Origin of the sequence: Micromonospora sp. DT15 (assembly GCF_049841475.1) — a bacterium.
GTDB lineage: Bacteria > Actinomycetota > Actinomycetes > Mycobacteriales > Micromonosporaceae > Micromonospora.
Map to the genome: position 1 here is coordinate 175,382 of NZ_JBNCKJ010000012.1, position 15,332 is coordinate 190,713.

Here is a 15,332-nt window from a genome sequence, read left to right on the forward strand (position 1 = left end):
GTGCGAGTGAGGTCTGTTCTGTGGGTGGCTTCACCTCCGGCGTGAGCGAGTGGCTCGGCCTGATCTCCGGGCTGCTGGCGGTGGTCGCCGCTGTCCTGGGGTTGCCGCCCCTGATCGTGCGTCTCCGCGAAGCTGGCAGGAACCGGTCACGAAAGCCGAAGGTGCTGCTGCCGTCTCGTACCCAACTCGTCGACCGCGGCAATGAGGTGGCCCAGGCTCTGCAGCATCTCGACCGAGGCGAGTACCTGGTTTCCATCGAGGGCAGCATTGGTGTCGGCAAGAGCGCGCTGGCCACGGAGGTGGCGCATCGGCTTGCCGAGCGCCGGCCGGCGCGGAAGCCGGGCCACGGGTTCACGTCGCTGGTCTGGTTCGACGCTCATAACAGCGTGCTGAGTCTCGCGGACCTTGCCCGCACGCTTGGACTCGCCACCGGAAGTCCGGCACTGTCAGCGGCTCCCGCCGAGCACAAGGCCGAGGCGCTACGTGCACACCTGGCTGACCATCCGGCTGTCCTGGTTGTCGACAACCTGCGGCTGACCGCTGCCGATGCGCAGCACCTGATCGACTTCCTCAGGACCCTGCCGAGCGGCTCGCTGGCCATCGTTAGCGCCAACACTCCTGGTCGGCTGCCGGCGCCGCGGGTGCTGCTGCAAGAGCTTCAGTTGCAGTACATGCAGGAGCTGCTACTTCGGGAGGCCCGGCGCCGTAGCGTTCCGGAGATCGTCGGAGCTGATGCTGCCACGTTCGAGCGCATCCATCGGTTGCTCGGCGGTAATCCGAGGGCGATTGAGCTGTTCGTGCTGGCGTGTTCTCGAGACGGCCGGAGTCTTTCGGACCGGCTTGGTCAGCTTGAGAGCGGGTCGACGCAGTTGGCTGACGCGCTATTCAGCGTGGTGTGGCAGGACGTAAACGAGATGGGACGCAGCCTGCTGCGTGTGTGCGCTTACCTGGGCGGCAGCGCCGACGCTGAGCAGTTGGGAGTGGCACTCGCGATCCCGGCGGCCGACGTGGGCGCCCTCGTCGAGCGGCTGTGGTCCGATGGGCTGCTCTCGTCGCGCCAGCAGCACGGCGTGACGGTGTACACATGCTCGGCTGCGCTGCGGCTATTCGTGCTCAACCACACAGCGTCCGGCGAGACTGTGTCATTCGCGGGAAGGCTGGCGGAGCACTTCATCGCCCGCTTCAGCCAGGACTGGGAGGACGCCGCCGGCGCCGGCGCGCACATCGAGGCGATACGGCTGCTCGTCCGCGACCTTCACCGGCATGAGGCGTACGAGCAGTGCGTGAAGCTGTTCGAGGTCACGCTCGACATCTTCTTCACGTTGGGTCTGTTCGACGACCGTATCGAACTCGGCTGGATCGCGTACGAGGCAGCGACGGCGTTGGGGAACGATGAGCAGCGTTCGCTGGCCTTGTCAGTGATCTCATCTACGCACGCGGTGCGCGGTGAGGCTGAGGAGGCGGCTCGCACGGCCCAGCTGGGGCTCGGTATCGCCCGGGGCGCCGGTTCGGCACGGGAGATCGCCCGACAGCTCCGGTGCGTCGGCTTCGCACTGTTCCGAGCCGGCCAAGCGGCCGAAGCCCTCGCCGTGGTCAAGAACCCTCAGGAAGATGCCGAGGAGATCGCCCAGGCAGCTGGCGACCCGAACAACATGATCGACATACAGTCGCTGGTCGGAGCCGCCTACTGGCATCTGGGCGAGCTGGATTCGTGTGAGCAGACGGTGCGCCGGTTCCTGGAAGCCTGTGAGCAGTTGCCCTGGGAGCGGGGCAAGGCATACGCGATCAGGGATCTGGCGGAGGTGAGTCTGATGCGGCGGGCGTTCGCGGACTCGGGTCTGTTGCTTCGTCAGGCGCGGCAGATCGCTGAGGATTACCGCGACGTCCGTCAGCTGGTCCGCATCGACCTGACCGATGCTCGGCTGAACCTCTTCCGGGGGCGCCTGCTCAGAGCACACGGGCACGCGCGTAAGGCCGCTGTAGACGCACGGCAGCTGTCACTGTCTGGCGAGCAGTCCGAAGCGGAGGCCACCTCGCGCTATGCGACCCGAGCGCTGTTCATGCCGTGGCTGTGGCTGGCCGCGTACCGGCGTCCGAGAATCAGGTTCACCAGCCAGACGGTCGGCGGCGACTGATTGCGCGCCACCGAGAGATGAGGAGCAGGTTCTCATGATCCAGCAGACACGTCACCGGATCGGTGTGGGCAATGACGAGCTCGCTGCCGTCGTCGCGACACCGACCACCGGGTCGCCGCAACGCATGGTCATGATGCTGCACGGCGGACCGGGTGGGCAGAAGGACGGGCCGGCCGACCTCTACGTCGACCTTGCCGCGCATCTCGGCGCTGCCGGGATCGCTTCCGTGCGCTTCGACTTTCGTGGTTGCGGAGAAAGCACCGGCAGCTACCGGGATATGACCATCGCCCGGCAGGTCGAGGACCTGCGAGCGGTCCGCAGCTTCGTCGATGGCAGGTATCAGCCGACTGCCTGGGCGCTGATAGGGGAGAGCTTCGGCGCCACCGTCGGCCTAGCTGGCTTCGACCCGGCATACCGGGCGGTCGTGCTGCTGTGGCCGGCTATCTGGCTGCTCGACGGCGCGTTCGAGTCCTACGTGAGCGAGGACAACCTCAGCGCGGCACGGCGCGACGGTTATGTGGATCTCGACGGCGAGCAGATCGGCGTGGCGTTCCTCGACGAGCTGCAGGACGTGCAGGACGTCAGCTCACCGCTGCGCGGCTTGTCCACGCCGGTGCTCTTGGTTCACGGAGAAGCCGACGGCGAGGTGCCATTCGGGCAGAGCGTACGCGCGGCCGACCTGGTCTCAGGACCGCACAAGGTAGTCGGGGTGCCCGACGGCGATCACTGCCTCGAAGAACCGCAGGAACGGGACATCGTGTACCGCGAGACGGTGACATGGCTCCGCGAATACCTGTAACTATCGGCGCACTATTTCTCGCGCCGACCACCTACCGGCACCTGCCGACGATCGGCTGGGCGGCGCACGGCGAGATGCAGGCCGAGCTGCGCTGGCAGCTCGACCACCACTTCGACAGCAAGATCATCGTGGTTGCCGACCGGCGACTCGGCAACCCTGCCGCCGCCCGCCGCGCCATCGACGATGCCAGGAAGGCTCTCGGCGGGCAGGATGTGCTGCTGGTCTGCCTGGCGGGCCACGCTGTCACGTTCACCCGTCGCGACGGCGATATCACCGCGTTGGCGCTGCCCGGCTCCGTTCCGGGACGCCCCAACAGCATGCTTCGGATCGATGAGCTGTCGGCGGTCGTTCTTCCAGAAGCGGGAAAGCCGGTCATCGTCTGCGCAGACCTCGTCTCCGCTCGCGACACGGTGGGTGCCGTCGCCCCCGCGTTTGCGGGTGCCTTCGTGCTCGCATCGCCATCCGCCGCGGATACGAGGCCCGAGAGCACCTGCCACGATGGCCTCGCTGCGGTCCTCGGCGACCTCGCAGCCTCGGGAACCCAGCAGGCTGTGCCGCAACTGTTGGACCTCGCCCGGCAACGCGTCGTCGCCGCAGGCGGGAGCCCTCACCTCGCCGTCGGCGCGAGCCAGGCTGCGATCACGTCCCGGTACGTCAGCGAGCAACTGCCCGACTACGTCCGCGAGGATCTCACATCGCCCGACCCGGGTTCCCGCCTCGACGCGGTCACCGAACTCGCCGCGCTGGCCGCATCTACCCCGTTCGCGCGCGCCAGCCTCCTGCGGCTGGCAGCCAGCGACCGCGCCGAGGCCGTCCGCAGCTATGCGGACACGATGTCACGGCAGGACCGGCAGCCGTCGCTGCGTCAGTTGCTGGCCGACGGCGTCATCCCACGCGAGGTCCACGAAGCAGCGCTGAAGGAACCGGCGGTACCCGACCTGCTGCCGTGCACCGGCGGCGAGGTGATCCTCGGCGTCGACGCACCGGACGGACAGGACGACTGCCGCCCACGACACACAGTTCGCCTACAGCCGTACCGGCTGGCCCGCACCGTAGTGACCAACCGCCAATATCTTGCCTTCCTCGCAGCCGAGGGCGGCCCCTGCCCCGACCACTGGCAGGCCGACGACTCGCTGTGGCGGGACGACCTTCCCGTGGTCATGGTGTCCTGGCTCGACGCGTTGCGCTACTGCGCCTGGCTGACCCGCCACCTGCATCACACCAGGGCGCTGGCTCCGGAACAGCGCATCGTCCTGCCCAGCGAAGCGCAGTGGGAGGCATCCGCAGGCAACGACCGAGGCGGGCGACACCCCTGGGGAGACGTACCCGATCCACGTCGGGCCAACATCCGCGCCACCGGCATCGGCGCGGTCGTCGCCCCCGGCCGGTTCTCCCCGGACGGCGACAACGAGGCCGGCTGCCAGGATCTGATCGGCAACGTCTGGGAATGGACCCGCAGCCTCTGGGGGCACAGCGGACACCAACCGACATTCGGCTATCCCTATCGCCACGACGACGGACGCGAGATGGCCAGCACCCGACCGGGGGAGCGATACGTCATCCGCGGCGGAGCCTTCTACTACGCCACCGAGTGCGCGAACTCGTTCACCCGCAACCGCATGCTCGCCACCGATCGCCACCCCGCGGGCGGGTTCCGGGTGGCGTCCACCAACGCCAGGGAGACGACGTCGTGAGCGGCCAGGCGCATTGGGATGAGGAGCTGACCGTCCTCGGACCGGGCATCTCCGAGGCGGTCCGGTGGGCAGGTCTCGCCGTCACCGAAGCGGCAGGCATGCACCTCACCGACACCAGCGGGCGCAGGATCGCCGACCTCATGGGCGCCGCCGGCGTCAACCTCCTCGGCCACTCGCATCCGGCGTATGTCGAAGCCCTGACCCGACAGATGGGCAGCTGGATGATCGGAGCGCACGCCAGCGACGCCCGCCTGGAGATGACGCGCCTGCTGCGGCACCTGCTGCCGGCTCACCTTGACCGCATACAGCTGTACAGCAGCGGCAGCGAGGCCGTCGAATCGGCCATCCGGCTGGCGAAGTCCGCGACCGGCCGCTTCGAGATCCTCTCCTTCTGGCAGTCCTTCCACGGCCGCACACTGGGCAGCCTCGCGCACACCAGCGGGGCACGCACGGGCCTCGGACCCACCGCACCCGGGAGCATCAGCGCCCCATACGCGAACTGCTCACGCTGCCCCCTGCGCCTGACCTCGCCAGCCTGCGAGTTCGCCTGCGTCGACCTCGCCCGCGACATCCTGCGTGAGCAATCCACCGGATCAATCGCAGCGATCCTGGTCGAACCCGTCCAAGGCCGCGCAGGCAACGTGGTACCGCCGACGGGCTACCTCCGTGCCCTGCGCCGCCTCGCCGACGAACATGGCGCACTGCTCATCGCCGACGAGTCCATGACCGGCATGGGCCGCACGGGCACCATCCTCGCCAGCGACCAACCAGACGTACTCCCCGACGTCGTCGTACTCGGCAAGGGCCTCGGCAACGGTTACCCCGTCTCCGCCATCTGCGCCCCGACGAACCTCATGCAGCGCGGCCCATTCGGAGCCCCCAGCGCCAGCTCCTCCAGCTACGGCGGCTTTCCGCTCGCATGCCGTGCCGTCGCCGTCGTGGCCCAGACCGTACACAGGCAGCAGCTGGCAGACAGAGCGGGCGAGGTGGGGGCTCGGACGCTCACCCGGCTGCGCCAGGACCTCGCCGGGCTGGCCTTGGTCAGCAGCGTCCACGGCGTCGGCATGGCCATCGGAATCGGCTTGAACGTCACCGGCAAGGAGCAGCTGCGCGAGGTGTTCCAACAGCTCGTAGCCGCCGGAGTATTGGTCATGACCGGAGGGCACACCCTACGGCTCTACCCGCCGCTAACCGCCGACGAGACCGAACTCACCGCAGCCGTGGACACCCTCGTGTCAGTGCTACAGCGCTACAAGGCCCCGACATGATCAACGTTGGTGTCATCGGATACGGGCGGGCAGGCGAAGCCCACGCCCGGTGCTACGACACCATCCCTCAGACCCGGATCGTAGCCATCCTCGACCCCACGCCAACCCGGCGCGACGCCGCGCGAGCCCGATTCCCGCACGCCGCCGTGGCAGCCACTCTCGACGACATCGACGTGGATATCGAACTGGTGCTGATTTGCACGCCGCCGACCAGCCACGAGGCCTACACCGAGCAGGCGCTCATGCGCGACGCCCACGTGTTCTGTGAGAAGCCCACTTTCCTCGACCCCGGCAACGGAGCGAAGTTGATCGCGCTTGCCCGGCAACGTAACAGGATCATCTACCCCGGACACAACTACGTGCACTCGCCGCTGCTACAGCGTCTCCGCGAACTCGGCGCTCCCGAACGAATCGGACCCCTGCAGCGCCTCGACATGAGAATCGAACGCCCCACGTCGGCAAGCGGATCTCCGGACTGGAACCCGTCGTGGCGCCGCAACCCCGCAGTCTCCGGGGGAGGTGTCCTTGTCGATCACGGCCCGCACTGCGTATACCTTGCCGAATGGCTGACCGGGATGCATGTCCACATGGTCGGCTGCACGATGGGATACAGCACCGTGGGGGTAGAAGATCACGTCGAGTTGGTGCTCGACATGAGCGGAAAGATCGAAGCCCACATCCTGCTCTCATGGCGAGCCCCGCACCGGAGGAACACCTACAGCCTCACCGGCACACACGGCACGGTCGTCCTGAACGACGACACCCTCGTCGAGGACAGCCCCACCGGGCGGCGAACCTGGCGACTGGCCGAGACGCCACGGAGTCGCCACGCCCACGACGACTGGCTACCCGCCCTCGCCGATGATGTACTCCGCCAGGTGGCCTCGCCTGCTACGGAAGCAGAGCTGGCGCGACCCGCACTCGTTGTCGCACATGCGATCACAGCCGCCTATGCATCAGCCGCTCAGGGTGGCCTGCCGTACCGCCTGCCGGGCGCACTCAGCTGACTCCTTTCATCCGGACGGGTGAGGTTCCAGCGAAGATGGGGATGGTCTCACAAGCTGCGCACTACATCGGCTCGTGGATGAAGTCGACCCCGAACACCTGCCCTGCCTCGTCATACTCGGCGACGGTCGGGTCCGTCGAGTAAACAGCGAGCACGGAGGCCGGGTCGGCCGCGACGTCCCTACGCGGCCAGATGGAGAACGACGTCGGCCTGGGTGTCGTCAGGTAGCTGAGTTCGCGCCGGACTCCGAGTGCCGCACGCATCATGTGCTTCTGGAATGCAGTGTTCTTGCACTCCACGGCCATCCGGACAAGGTCGTGGGGAGGGTAGCCCGCCTTGACGCCAGCCGGGAGGATCACGATGTCGAGTTCATGGCAGTCGCCCCGCTGCGGGGGCAACTCACCTCGGCGGAGGCGGTGGCTCAATGTCAGAATCTCGATGTCGGTCCAGACCTCCAACAGCAACTGGCTCCGTTTACGCAGCTCAAAGTGCGCGAACGAACGATCGATGGGTCCGCCTGATGAGCGAAGTCGCATTTTGTCTGAGCCGACGAGGATGACCTCGTATCGCTCGTGGGTCCGTAGGTTCTCCAGGATCACGCTGAGGACCCACGCTTCGTAGAGCTTGCCGGGAGTCATGCTGAGTGTGAGACCGCCCGCGGATGTGACGGAGGCATGCCGGTAGCGGGCCATGACCGCGTCGATGCGCTTCTTGATGTCGTCAACCGTCAGTCCCATTGCTCCTCGCCTTCGTTCAGCAGCGCAATCAGCTCGTCGAGTTCCTGGACGGCGGCGTCGAGATCTGGTGAACCCACCAGGTCGATCGTCGCCGTGCCGTAGGCGAGTTGGTCGGCGGGCGTCAGGTCGAGGACGATGCCCTCCACTGGGCCGCCGGACTCGGTGCGGACGTGAGCGAGGCGCTCCATGATGCGACGTGCTGTGCGGTCGCTGCCGAGGCGCATCTCGCCGCGCAGCCCGTGCAGGTAGCTCATCAGCTGCCGTCGAGCGGTTGGCGTGTCGGCCCAGCGGGCCGATCCGACCAGGAGTTGGTCCAGGTCACCGCGCCGCGATTCGATCACCGCATCGCGGGTGTATTGCAGCAGCTCGGCGTACTCGTCCTCGGTCATACTTCGCCCCTCTGGCGGATGCGGTGATCAGTGCTCGAACAGCGACCAATGGTCGCGCCACTGCGCGACGTGGGCTGGCTCGATTGCTGCGTGTCGGCTCTGCGGATTGCGCGGACGGATACCACCGACGCGTTCGAGGAAGGACTCATGTCGCTCTCGTACGCCCCTGCGGAGTTCGTCACCGGGCACGAGGTAGAGGGCGGTCGTTGCGTCGGTGATACCGACGAGGATGTAGCGCTCCTGGCCGGAGCCGATGAAGTCAGTGACGTCAGCGATCTGCCAGGCGCCCATACCGGCGAGCATGACGACTGCGGACAGGCCGTTGACCTCGACGTACCGGTGCGGGCCCACGATCTCGGCAGAGTAGCCGCGTAGCATGGCGTGTGCGACCGCGAGGTGACGGCCGGCCTGGTGCTTTTGGTGGTTCGTGGGGGTCACACGTCCTCCTTCGGGCCTCCGAAGCCGCTGAGCGTAGCGGCGCCGACGTCGCACCACGCACCGCAGAACGGGCGGCTGTGGTCGCCGATCATCGCGCCACGCAGAGACTGATGGGTGGATCGGCAGCCGCCGCGTATAGCGCCACGAGGGAGGCTCGCGTCCACTGCTGTTCCTCGACATGCGCGGAACGCTCGCCCACGGAGGGAGGCAGGCGAGACAGCCCTTCAGTCCCGGTTCCGCCAGCACGGGCCCACGAACTCACGATGATGACCGCGGTATCGGCTGAGACTGCCCCGGGTTCGGTTGACTCGCGGCGTCGAGTGGTTCAGAGGAAGCGTTGACCCATGACGAGACCACCGGAGCGGTGATGTAGGACTTCCCGCAACGCTCGGATCAGTCCGGCTCTCGCAGCGGCCCACCTTGGGTGCTATCCGCAGCGTTCACTGGGCCCTCTGCTCGGTGCCCCACCAGGTCAGTAGACGTCGCGCGAAGGCCCGGGTCTCCGTGTCGCTGACGGTCATCCCGAAGTGGCCACGGATCTCAGCCGACAGGTACTCGCTGAGATCGCCCGCGCCGGCACCTTTGGTCAGTCTCGCCAGCAGCGGTGCGATCAGGCAGTCGTATTCGTCGACGTTGGCCCGCGGGTCGTGGACGCCGATGACGTCCCACGCGTTGAGCAGCCGGCGAAGCCCGCCCGTTTGCTGCTCTGCGCTGCCGTGGGCGAGGCTCGTGAGGTCAATCCCCGGCGAAGCCGGCACGCGGCAAATGTGATCACGGCATAGCTGACGAACCGTCGTCGCCAGTTCCTGATTGCCGCGCCCCCAGTCCTGATCCCACTCGTCGACCAGCACGTGCAGGTCGGTGAATGGGCTGTGCCAGATCTCGTCGAGATCCAGGTGCCGTGAGACGAAGGCCGAGGCGTGCTCGCTGACGGTTCGTTCGTCGACCTCGCCGTTGATCAGCCGTTGCGCCAGCGTGGCCAGCCAGGTGTCCGCCGCTTGCGCAGCGGACGGAACACGCACGCCCACCTCGCTGAGGGCGTCGGGCAGGAGTTCGCCGATCAGTCGGGTGTCGGTGCCGTCGAGTCCGGCCAGTTCACGCAGGGCCGGCCCGTCGTGTCCGTCGGCGAGCCAGTCCGCCGCGTACCAGGGCATCCGCTCGACATCGACGCTGCACAGCGCGTACTCGGCGGCAACCAGTTCCGGCGGCTTACCCACCGGTCGGTTCCTGTTCCCGCAGGATCGTGCGGGTGTGCATGAGGGCGAAGCCGAGCAGGTTCAGCCCGCGCCAGCGTGCGGGGTCGGTGGCGTGTGGGTGGTCGGCGGCCAGGCCGATGCCCCACACTCGGTCGAGTGGGCTGGCCTCCACGAGCACTCGCTTGCCGGTGCCGAGCAGGTAGGTACGCAGCGTCGGATGCTGGTCGAACTTCGCCGTGTTGCCGGCCACCACGATGTCGTAGCGGTGCTGCTCCCATGTCTGCTGGTCGAAGTCGGTGACCTGCCGGCCGAGGGTCTTTGCCGCGTGCGGGTGCGGCACCGTGAGAATCTTGGTGGCCGTCGCGTGATCGCCGAACAGGGTGGCCTTGCGCCACATCATGTGATGCTCGGTGGTGGCGAAGCGCTGGCCGTTGAGGGTGAACGGCGCCGGCCACCACTGGCTCAAGCATCCGGCCCCGATGCTGCCGTCGCGCTGCGGCTGGTGGCCCCAGAAGAACAGGAACTTCACCCGGGCACCCGCACGCACCGCGCCGCTCAACTCGGCGACGCTGCTCGCTGACGTGACCATGCGAGCGAGTGTGCGGCACCAGCAGGCTCCACCGCATCGCCATTACCGCCGCGATAGCGGCCACGTCGCCGTCGGCGCCCCGAGCGGCGGCGGCACTCGGGGCGGAGACCAGCCAGCAGCTCGCCGGTTGGCCGGCGAGTAGCCGCTCCGGACAATGACGGCGCGCCACTGGCTGGAACCTCGCAGCGACCTCCGCGCGGCGGTCGCCCCGTGCGGCCATTAGATGTTGAGGTCGGCCCACTGTGCTGAGGCCAAGAGTTGCCCACGTTCCAGCCGGTGGGCGATCGCGTCTTTGGTGGCCGGGCTCAGGGTGTCGGGTATTTCGTCAAAGGAGGGTGGCCAGGTATCCAGCAGGGAGAAGACCTCTTGACCGTCGCGCATTGTCAGCAGGAGCGTGCACCGCCAGTGCGGAGAGTGCTCGGGTCGATGGGCGGCACGGTGCACGAGCACGGGGCGCAGGTAGTGCGTGGCGTGCGGAGCGGCGTACTCGGTCAGCCAGCCGGCTCCGTGGTTGCGGTTGAACCGATAGCGATCGCTTCGGCGTCCAATCGGATGAGGCCGCTGGTGTCGATCGCCTTGACAGTTCGAGGAAGGCCGCCGGGCGCACGAGGTTCTTGCATGATCTGATGACGGTACCGGCGGCGTGGGAAGCGTGCGACGGCAGCGGACCTGCAGAGACGGTCCCGACCAGCGAGGCGACGGCGATCCGCACGCGCTGACGGCGTCGAGCGGCGGGCAACGAGGTGGCCCTGCCACAGCCGAAAAGCCGCGCTCACCCCAGCGTTCCGGCGAGGACCGCCGATCTAGGCCGAGTGAACCGCCCCGGGAACATCGAGTCCATCAAATTCGGGACAGTCTCGTCAGAGGGTTGAAGACCGCTTGGCCCTCTGAAAGGCTGCGTAGGCTGTCCTGGTGCCGCTGGCTCGACGCCACTGCCCGCATGGTCCTGCCGGTGTGACTGTGGCGGTGCGGAACGCGTTGTCCCCTGCCGGGCAGAAAGACGAGTATCTCCCTTACGTCTCGCGCGATATCTGGGGGGCCGATGACGACGGCGTGGATGGTTCGGGCAGGACGCGAGGGCGAGCGCGAGGCGGACGCCCTTGAACAGTCCCTCGTCATTGCCGGCTGGCCGGAGGTGGGCGACCTCAGCCAGGTGGCGACGCGCAGAGAACTACACGCGGTTGTTCGCGCTGCATACCCGAACCGCTCGCGAACCGTGGTGGCGAACTGGACTGGGCAGCTGTGGCGTCTCATCCAGGTCATGGAGGTCGACGATTACGTAGTGCTGCCACTGAAGACCGTGCCGGACCACGTCGCCATCGGCCGGATCGCCGGCGGATACCGTTACCGCCGGGATGCCGCAGCGGATCGGCGCCACGTGCGCCCGGTCATCTGGATTCAACGGGCGCTGCCGCGATCGGCCATCGGGCAGGATCTGCTCTACAGCCTGGGGTCACTGCTGACCATCTGTCAGCTTCGGCGTAACGGAGCCGCGAGACGGATCGCTGCACTCGCCGAGACTGGCGTCGACCCCGGTCCGACCGCTGAGGAGATGTCCAGCAACGAGTGGGTGACCCCGGACGACTTCATCGCCCGCGCCGTCGCAGCTGAAGACGGCCTGGAGTTAACCATCCGGGAGCTCCTTCGACAGTGGGACGCCGGGCGACGGACAAGCTCCGCTGTAGCTGTCATCCAACGCGATCTCAGCGAGAACGGTCTCACCACGGTTCCGCCCTTCACTGAGGGCTGGATCGGCAGCAGCATCCGCGTCTTCAAGTCTGGCGCCGAGGCCGACGACTCCACAGACGAGACTGCAGCCGAAAAGCTGATCGACGATGAGGACAGTGCTCAAACCGATTCTGACGAGCCTGCCGACGACGAACTCGTCCCGGACAAGCCGTTCACCCTGCGGTTCGGTAACCTGCTGCGGACGGACACCGCAGTGGTATCGGTGCGCCCCACGGATTCGATCGTGTTGGCCCGGACACTGATGCTGCGGTACAACTACTCGCAACTCGCAGTGATCGACGATGACGGCACGTTCCAGGGGGCCATCAGCTGGGAGTCGATCGCAAAGGCGCAGATGGCACATCAGGCAGTGCCGACGGTCGATCAGGCGAAGCAGACCGTGCCAGACGCCGCCTACGACGAGCTGGTGTTGCCACGCATCGACGAGATCTCCAGCCGTGGCTTCGTCTTCATCCGGTCGAGAGACGGCAAGACGATCGCGGGGATCGTGACAGCTGCCGACCTGACCAACCGGTTTGGCGAGATCGCCAGGCCCTTCACGATGATCGAGGAATGTGAGCGCCGACTGCACCGTAGGGTGAAGTCCAGGATCGCCCCGGACATCATCGAGACCGCCACGAACAAGAGACACAAGGACGCTGACAGCTTGACCTTCGGAGCCTACGTCCACGTCTTCAAGGACGAGAAGCACTTCCTGCTCCTCGACTGGCCGCTCGACCACGCCCAGTTCGTTCAGCAGGTCAAGGATGTCGCCGGCATCCGTAACAAGATGATGCATTTCTCGCCGGACCCCATCCCGAACGAGTGGGGGGCGATCGACGGTCTACTCGCTATGTTGCACGCCGTCGACCCCCTTCCCTGATCCGGCAGCGCCCACCAGTGCTGCCAGTTCGCGGTCGGGGCTGACGTTCGTGGCGTACAGGGGGCTGCAGGGCGTCGTGGCCAGCCGCAGCGAGAGTGTGACGAGGTTGGGGTGAGCGGAATCGTCGGTGTAGATCTCGGCGAGCTTGGTGAATTCGTTCATGATCCCGACGACGCTGCGGTTGGCCGTCGTGGCGAATCGGCAGTCCTGCATGTGCCGTAGCTCGTCGGCGATGAAGGCCCTGGGCACCTGGTGGGCGTCGAGGACCGTCGCGATCTCGTCGGGGACGCGGGCGGGAAGGCTGCGCGCTGGTGCCAGGGGCAGCAGGACCGGTAGCAGGGTTCGCTCGTTGACCAGCAGCGCCAGCCGGGGCCGCCAGAACAGCGCGGTGGCGTACCACGGGCCCAGCAGGGTCGTGTCGTGGTCTCCTTCGACAGCCCGAGGCGGGTGGGTGTGATCGAGGAGTTTCTTGGTCGCGCGTACGATCAGCATGGTGCTCTCCAGCCCGTCAGGCGCGGTGGCGGCGGGCCTTCTCGATGACGTCGCGGCCGTCGGCGTTCTGCTGGCGTGGCGCGTAGCCGGCTTTGCGCAGGGCGGCCATCGTGTCAGCCGTGGTGGCTTGGCTGGCCAGCACGGTCGGGGCGAGCAGACGCAGGTTGAGCTTGTCCAGCCGCTTGTCGGCGCAGATCTGCGCTAGCAGCGCGGTGTCATCGCTGACCAGGGTGCTTGCCAAGGGCGCGACCCGTACCGACCCGTGTTGGCGGGCGACGTCGGCCAGCAGGTAGACCAGTGGTTGCGGCAGCCCGCCTTCGGCGATCTTCGTCAGGGCCTTGGACAAGCGCTGCTCGGTCCAGCCTGCGTCGTACGCGCCGCGTACCGCCGCGGGGCTGAAGCGCCAGGTCGTGGCCGTGCCGCGGGACTCGACGACGGCGGTCGCACCGAGGAGCTCAGCTAGATCCGGGCTCGGTGTTCCCGCCACGACCGCGGTCAGGTCGGCCTGCAGCCGGGCGGTGCGGGCGACCTCACCCAGGTCGCCGACTGCCTCGGCGATGTCCGTGTCGGCCAGCAGCGCATGCCCGGCAGGGCTGACAGCGCCCGCGCCGAGGATCCCCAGGGTTGCGGCCTCGTCCAGCACGCCGCGTACGGTCGTGGTGCCGCCGAAGGTCAGCGGCTGCTGCCACCACATCCACTGGGCGGCCTGCTCGAGGTTCGTCGTCGCCCGGTCGCCCAACGCCCGCAGTGCGGCGATCCGGGCTTGCGCAGACCAGCTTTGGCGGTGCTCCGGAACCCACGGCCCAGTCTGCGACGACGGCAGATATTCCAGCTCGCGCCACGCCTTCAGCATCACCGCGAGCCGCCGGTCCAGACCGAGCTTGAGCCAGCGGTCGTACGCGGCCGTCGGGACCACGCGATCGTCGAGGTCGGCCAGCCTGGCCTCCTGGGCGACCGCTAGCAGCAGCCGCACGGTCGGAACCGTCACTCCCAGCGTCGTCGCCGTCCGGGTCAGCTCGCGCACGCCCACGCCGCCGGCCTTGACCGTGACTAGCGGCTCACGTCCAGCCCCGTCCAGCAGCGCCGACAGCAGCCCGACCACGGCGATGCCCTGGGCCTGGGCGTCGCGGCGCACTGCCGGGGGATTCGGCGTACGCCAGGTGACCGGTGGTTCCTGCGGCTGGAACGGCGCCCGGTAGTTCGCTCCTCGCACAACGAGCGCAACCTGACCCGCCAGCTGATAGTCCTCCCAGGTCACCCGGTAGAGCAGCCCGTGCTCCTCGGCCCAGTCCAGCGGATGCACCTGCCGATAGCGGCTCGTGTACCGACTCCGATGTGCGATGCCGCTTCCGCCATGGCGACGGATCCGTCCACCGTCGCGGTCAGCCTCCTCCAACACCGTCCGCGTCGCGGCTGGCATCCGCTTGACCAGAGCGTGCACGTTGTCCATGTCGAGGAAGAACTCCGCCACCGCCTCCAGCAAGTCCGCCTTGCGACCCTTCGTGGGCAGTCCCAGGTTGCGTGCCACGACCTTCAGATCATCGACGCTCAACACGGCGGCGAGCTGACCAGCGGCCGGGCCGACACCCAGCGGACGGGCGAAGACCTCCCGCAGTACGCCGTTTACCGTGAGCCGGCCCCGGAGCCGCGAGATAAGCCCTGCATCGGCGGCACGCTGCAGGTACGGCGTCGCGTCGGCACCGACCAACGCCGACACCTCCACCTCGGTGACCAGGCCACCCAACGCCAGAGCCGCCTCCAGCACCTGAAGGGTCGGAAGGTCAAGGCCAGCAAGCTGATCATACGGATTCACTGCGGCGCTCCCAGACACACGGCGACGCCCTAAATCCAACCCCACGAAACCGTCTCCGCGTGACGCGACCCGCCAGTCGGCAGAACCTGAGGCCGGCGACTTGGCCGCCGTCGGTGGCCCTGAAACGCCCGTGGTTCCTACCCCTGAGGGCTGGTCGTGGTCGTG

The 15,332-nt window shown here is 67.6% G+C and carries 13 protein-coding genes; 6 read left to right on the forward strand and 7 right to left on the reverse strand.

What is annotated here, in order from left to right:
- Positions 1-20 precede the first annotated feature (20 nt).
- The 5 genes from ACLQ3F_RS25340 to ACLQ3F_RS25360 are packed head-to-tail and all read left to right on the forward strand — an operon-like array spanning position 21 to position 6,903.
- Positions 21-2,135 (forward strand): AAA family ATPase, encoded by a 2,115-nt coding sequence (locus ACLQ3F_RS25340; protein ID WP_425851811.1) that lies wholly within the window; start codon positions 21-23, stop codon positions 2,133-2,135.
- Between the two features lie 34 nt (positions 2,136-2,169).
- Complete coding sequence (locus ACLQ3F_RS25345) at positions 2,170-2,934, forward strand: alpha/beta hydrolase family protein (protein ID WP_425851813.1); 765 nt, start codon at positions 2,170-2,172, stop codon at positions 2,932-2,934.
- Positions 2,913-4,628 carry a formylglycine-generating enzyme family protein gene (locus ACLQ3F_RS25350; protein WP_425851815.1) on the forward strand — a complete coding sequence of 572 codons (1,716 nt, stop codon included), beginning with the start codon at positions 2,913-2,915 and terminating at the stop codon, positions 4,626-4,628. Before ACLQ3F_RS25345 ends, ACLQ3F_RS25350 begins: the two co-directional genes overlap by 22 nt.
- The gene (locus ACLQ3F_RS25355) at positions 4,625-5,896 is read left to right on the forward strand and encodes an aspartate aminotransferase family protein (protein ID WP_425851817.1); all 1,272 of its coding nucleotides are present in this window, start codon (positions 4,625-4,627) and stop codon (positions 5,894-5,896) included. Before ACLQ3F_RS25350 ends, ACLQ3F_RS25355 begins: the two co-directional genes overlap by 4 nt.
- Positions 5,893-6,903, forward strand: a complete 1,011-nt coding sequence (locus ACLQ3F_RS25360) for a Gfo/Idh/MocA family protein (protein ID WP_425851819.1) — start codon at positions 5,893-5,895, stop codon at positions 6,901-6,903. Before ACLQ3F_RS25355 ends, ACLQ3F_RS25360 begins: the two co-directional genes overlap by 4 nt.
- Positions 6,904-6,964: 61 nt before the next feature.
- Here ACLQ3F_RS25360 and ACLQ3F_RS25365 read toward each other — a convergent pair whose 3' ends face one another.
- The 5 genes from ACLQ3F_RS25365 to ACLQ3F_RS25385 all read right to left on the reverse strand — a co-directional run bounded on the left by ACLQ3F_RS25365 (position 6,965) and on the right by ACLQ3F_RS25385 (position 10,251).
- A complete protein-coding gene (locus tag ACLQ3F_RS25365) occupies positions 6,965-7,639 on the reverse strand; it encodes a hypothetical protein (protein WP_425851821.1) in 675 nt (224 codons plus the stop codon).
- Entirely contained in the window at positions 7,630-8,028 is a 399-nt protein-coding gene (locus tag ACLQ3F_RS25370; protein WP_425851823.1) for a hypothetical protein, read from the reverse strand. The genes ACLQ3F_RS25365 and ACLQ3F_RS25370 overlap by 10 nt, the downstream gene beginning before the upstream one ends.
- Positions 8,029-8,055: 27 nt before the next feature.
- A complete protein-coding gene (locus tag ACLQ3F_RS25375) occupies positions 8,056-8,466 on the reverse strand; it encodes a hypothetical protein (protein ID WP_425851825.1) in 411 nt (136 codons plus the stop codon).
- A gap of 440 nt (positions 8,467-8,906) precedes the next feature.
- Entirely contained in the window at positions 8,907-9,683 is a 777-nt protein-coding gene (locus ACLQ3F_RS25380) for a hypothetical protein (RefSeq protein ID WP_425851826.1), read from the reverse strand.
- Positions 9,676-10,251, reverse strand: coding sequence for an NADAR family protein (locus tag ACLQ3F_RS25385; protein WP_425851827.1), 576 nt, complete (start codon positions 10,249-10,251; stop codon positions 9,676-9,678). The genes ACLQ3F_RS25380 and ACLQ3F_RS25385 overlap by 8 nt, the downstream gene beginning before the upstream one ends.
- Before the next feature lie 1,042 nt (positions 10,252-11,293).
- On the opposite strand from ACLQ3F_RS25385, the gene ACLQ3F_RS25390 reads away from it, so the two are divergent.
- Complete coding sequence (locus ACLQ3F_RS25390) at positions 11,294-12,862, forward strand: CBS domain-containing protein (protein WP_425851829.1); 1,569 nt, start codon at positions 11,294-11,296, stop codon at positions 12,860-12,862.
- Here the strand turns inward: ACLQ3F_RS25390 and ACLQ3F_RS25395 are convergent.
- Together ACLQ3F_RS25395 and ACLQ3F_RS25400 are read right to left on the reverse strand one after the other, a co-directional pair.
- A complete protein-coding gene (locus ACLQ3F_RS25395) occupies positions 12,824-13,354 on the reverse strand; it encodes a DUF6933 domain-containing protein (protein ID WP_425851831.1) in 531 nt (176 codons plus the stop codon). The genes ACLQ3F_RS25390 and ACLQ3F_RS25395 overlap by 39 nt on opposite strands.
- A 16-nt stretch (positions 13,355-13,370) precedes the next feature.
- Entirely contained in the window at positions 13,371-15,167 is a 1,797-nt protein-coding gene (locus tag ACLQ3F_RS25400) for a helicase-associated domain-containing protein (RefSeq protein WP_425851833.1), read from the reverse strand.
- Positions 15,168-15,332: the final 165 nt, after the last annotated feature.

Bases quoted from the DNA above. Each gene is read 5' to 3' on its own strand.
- ACLQ3F_RS25390 (WP_425851829.1), top strand. From the start codon at position 11,294: ATGACGACGGCGTGGATGGTTCGGGCAGGACGCGAGGGCGAGCGCGAG.
- ACLQ3F_RS25385 (WP_425851827.1), bottom strand. From the start codon at position 10,251: ATGGTCACGTCAGCGAGCAGCGTCGCCGAGTTGAGCGGCGCGGTGCGT.
- ACLQ3F_RS25395 (WP_425851831.1), bottom strand. From the start codon at position 13,354: ATGCTGATCGTACGCGCGACCAAGAAACTCCTCGATCACACCCACCCG.
- ACLQ3F_RS25350 (WP_425851815.1), top strand. From the start codon at position 2,913: ATGGCTCCGCGAATACCTGTAACTATCGGCGCACTATTTCTCGCGCCG.
- ACLQ3F_RS25345 (WP_425851813.1), top strand. From the start codon at position 2,170: ATGATCCAGCAGACACGTCACCGGATCGGTGTGGGCAATGACGAGCTC.
- ACLQ3F_RS25360 (WP_425851819.1), top strand. From the start codon at position 5,893: ATGATCAACGTTGGTGTCATCGGATACGGGCGGGCAGGCGAAGCCCAC.
- ACLQ3F_RS25370 (WP_425851823.1), bottom strand. From the start codon at position 8,028: ATGACCGAGGACGAGTACGCCGAGCTGCTGCAATACACCCGCGATGCG.
- ACLQ3F_RS25365 (WP_425851821.1), bottom strand. From the start codon at position 7,639: ATGGGACTGACGGTTGACGACATCAAGAAGCGCATCGACGCGGTCATG.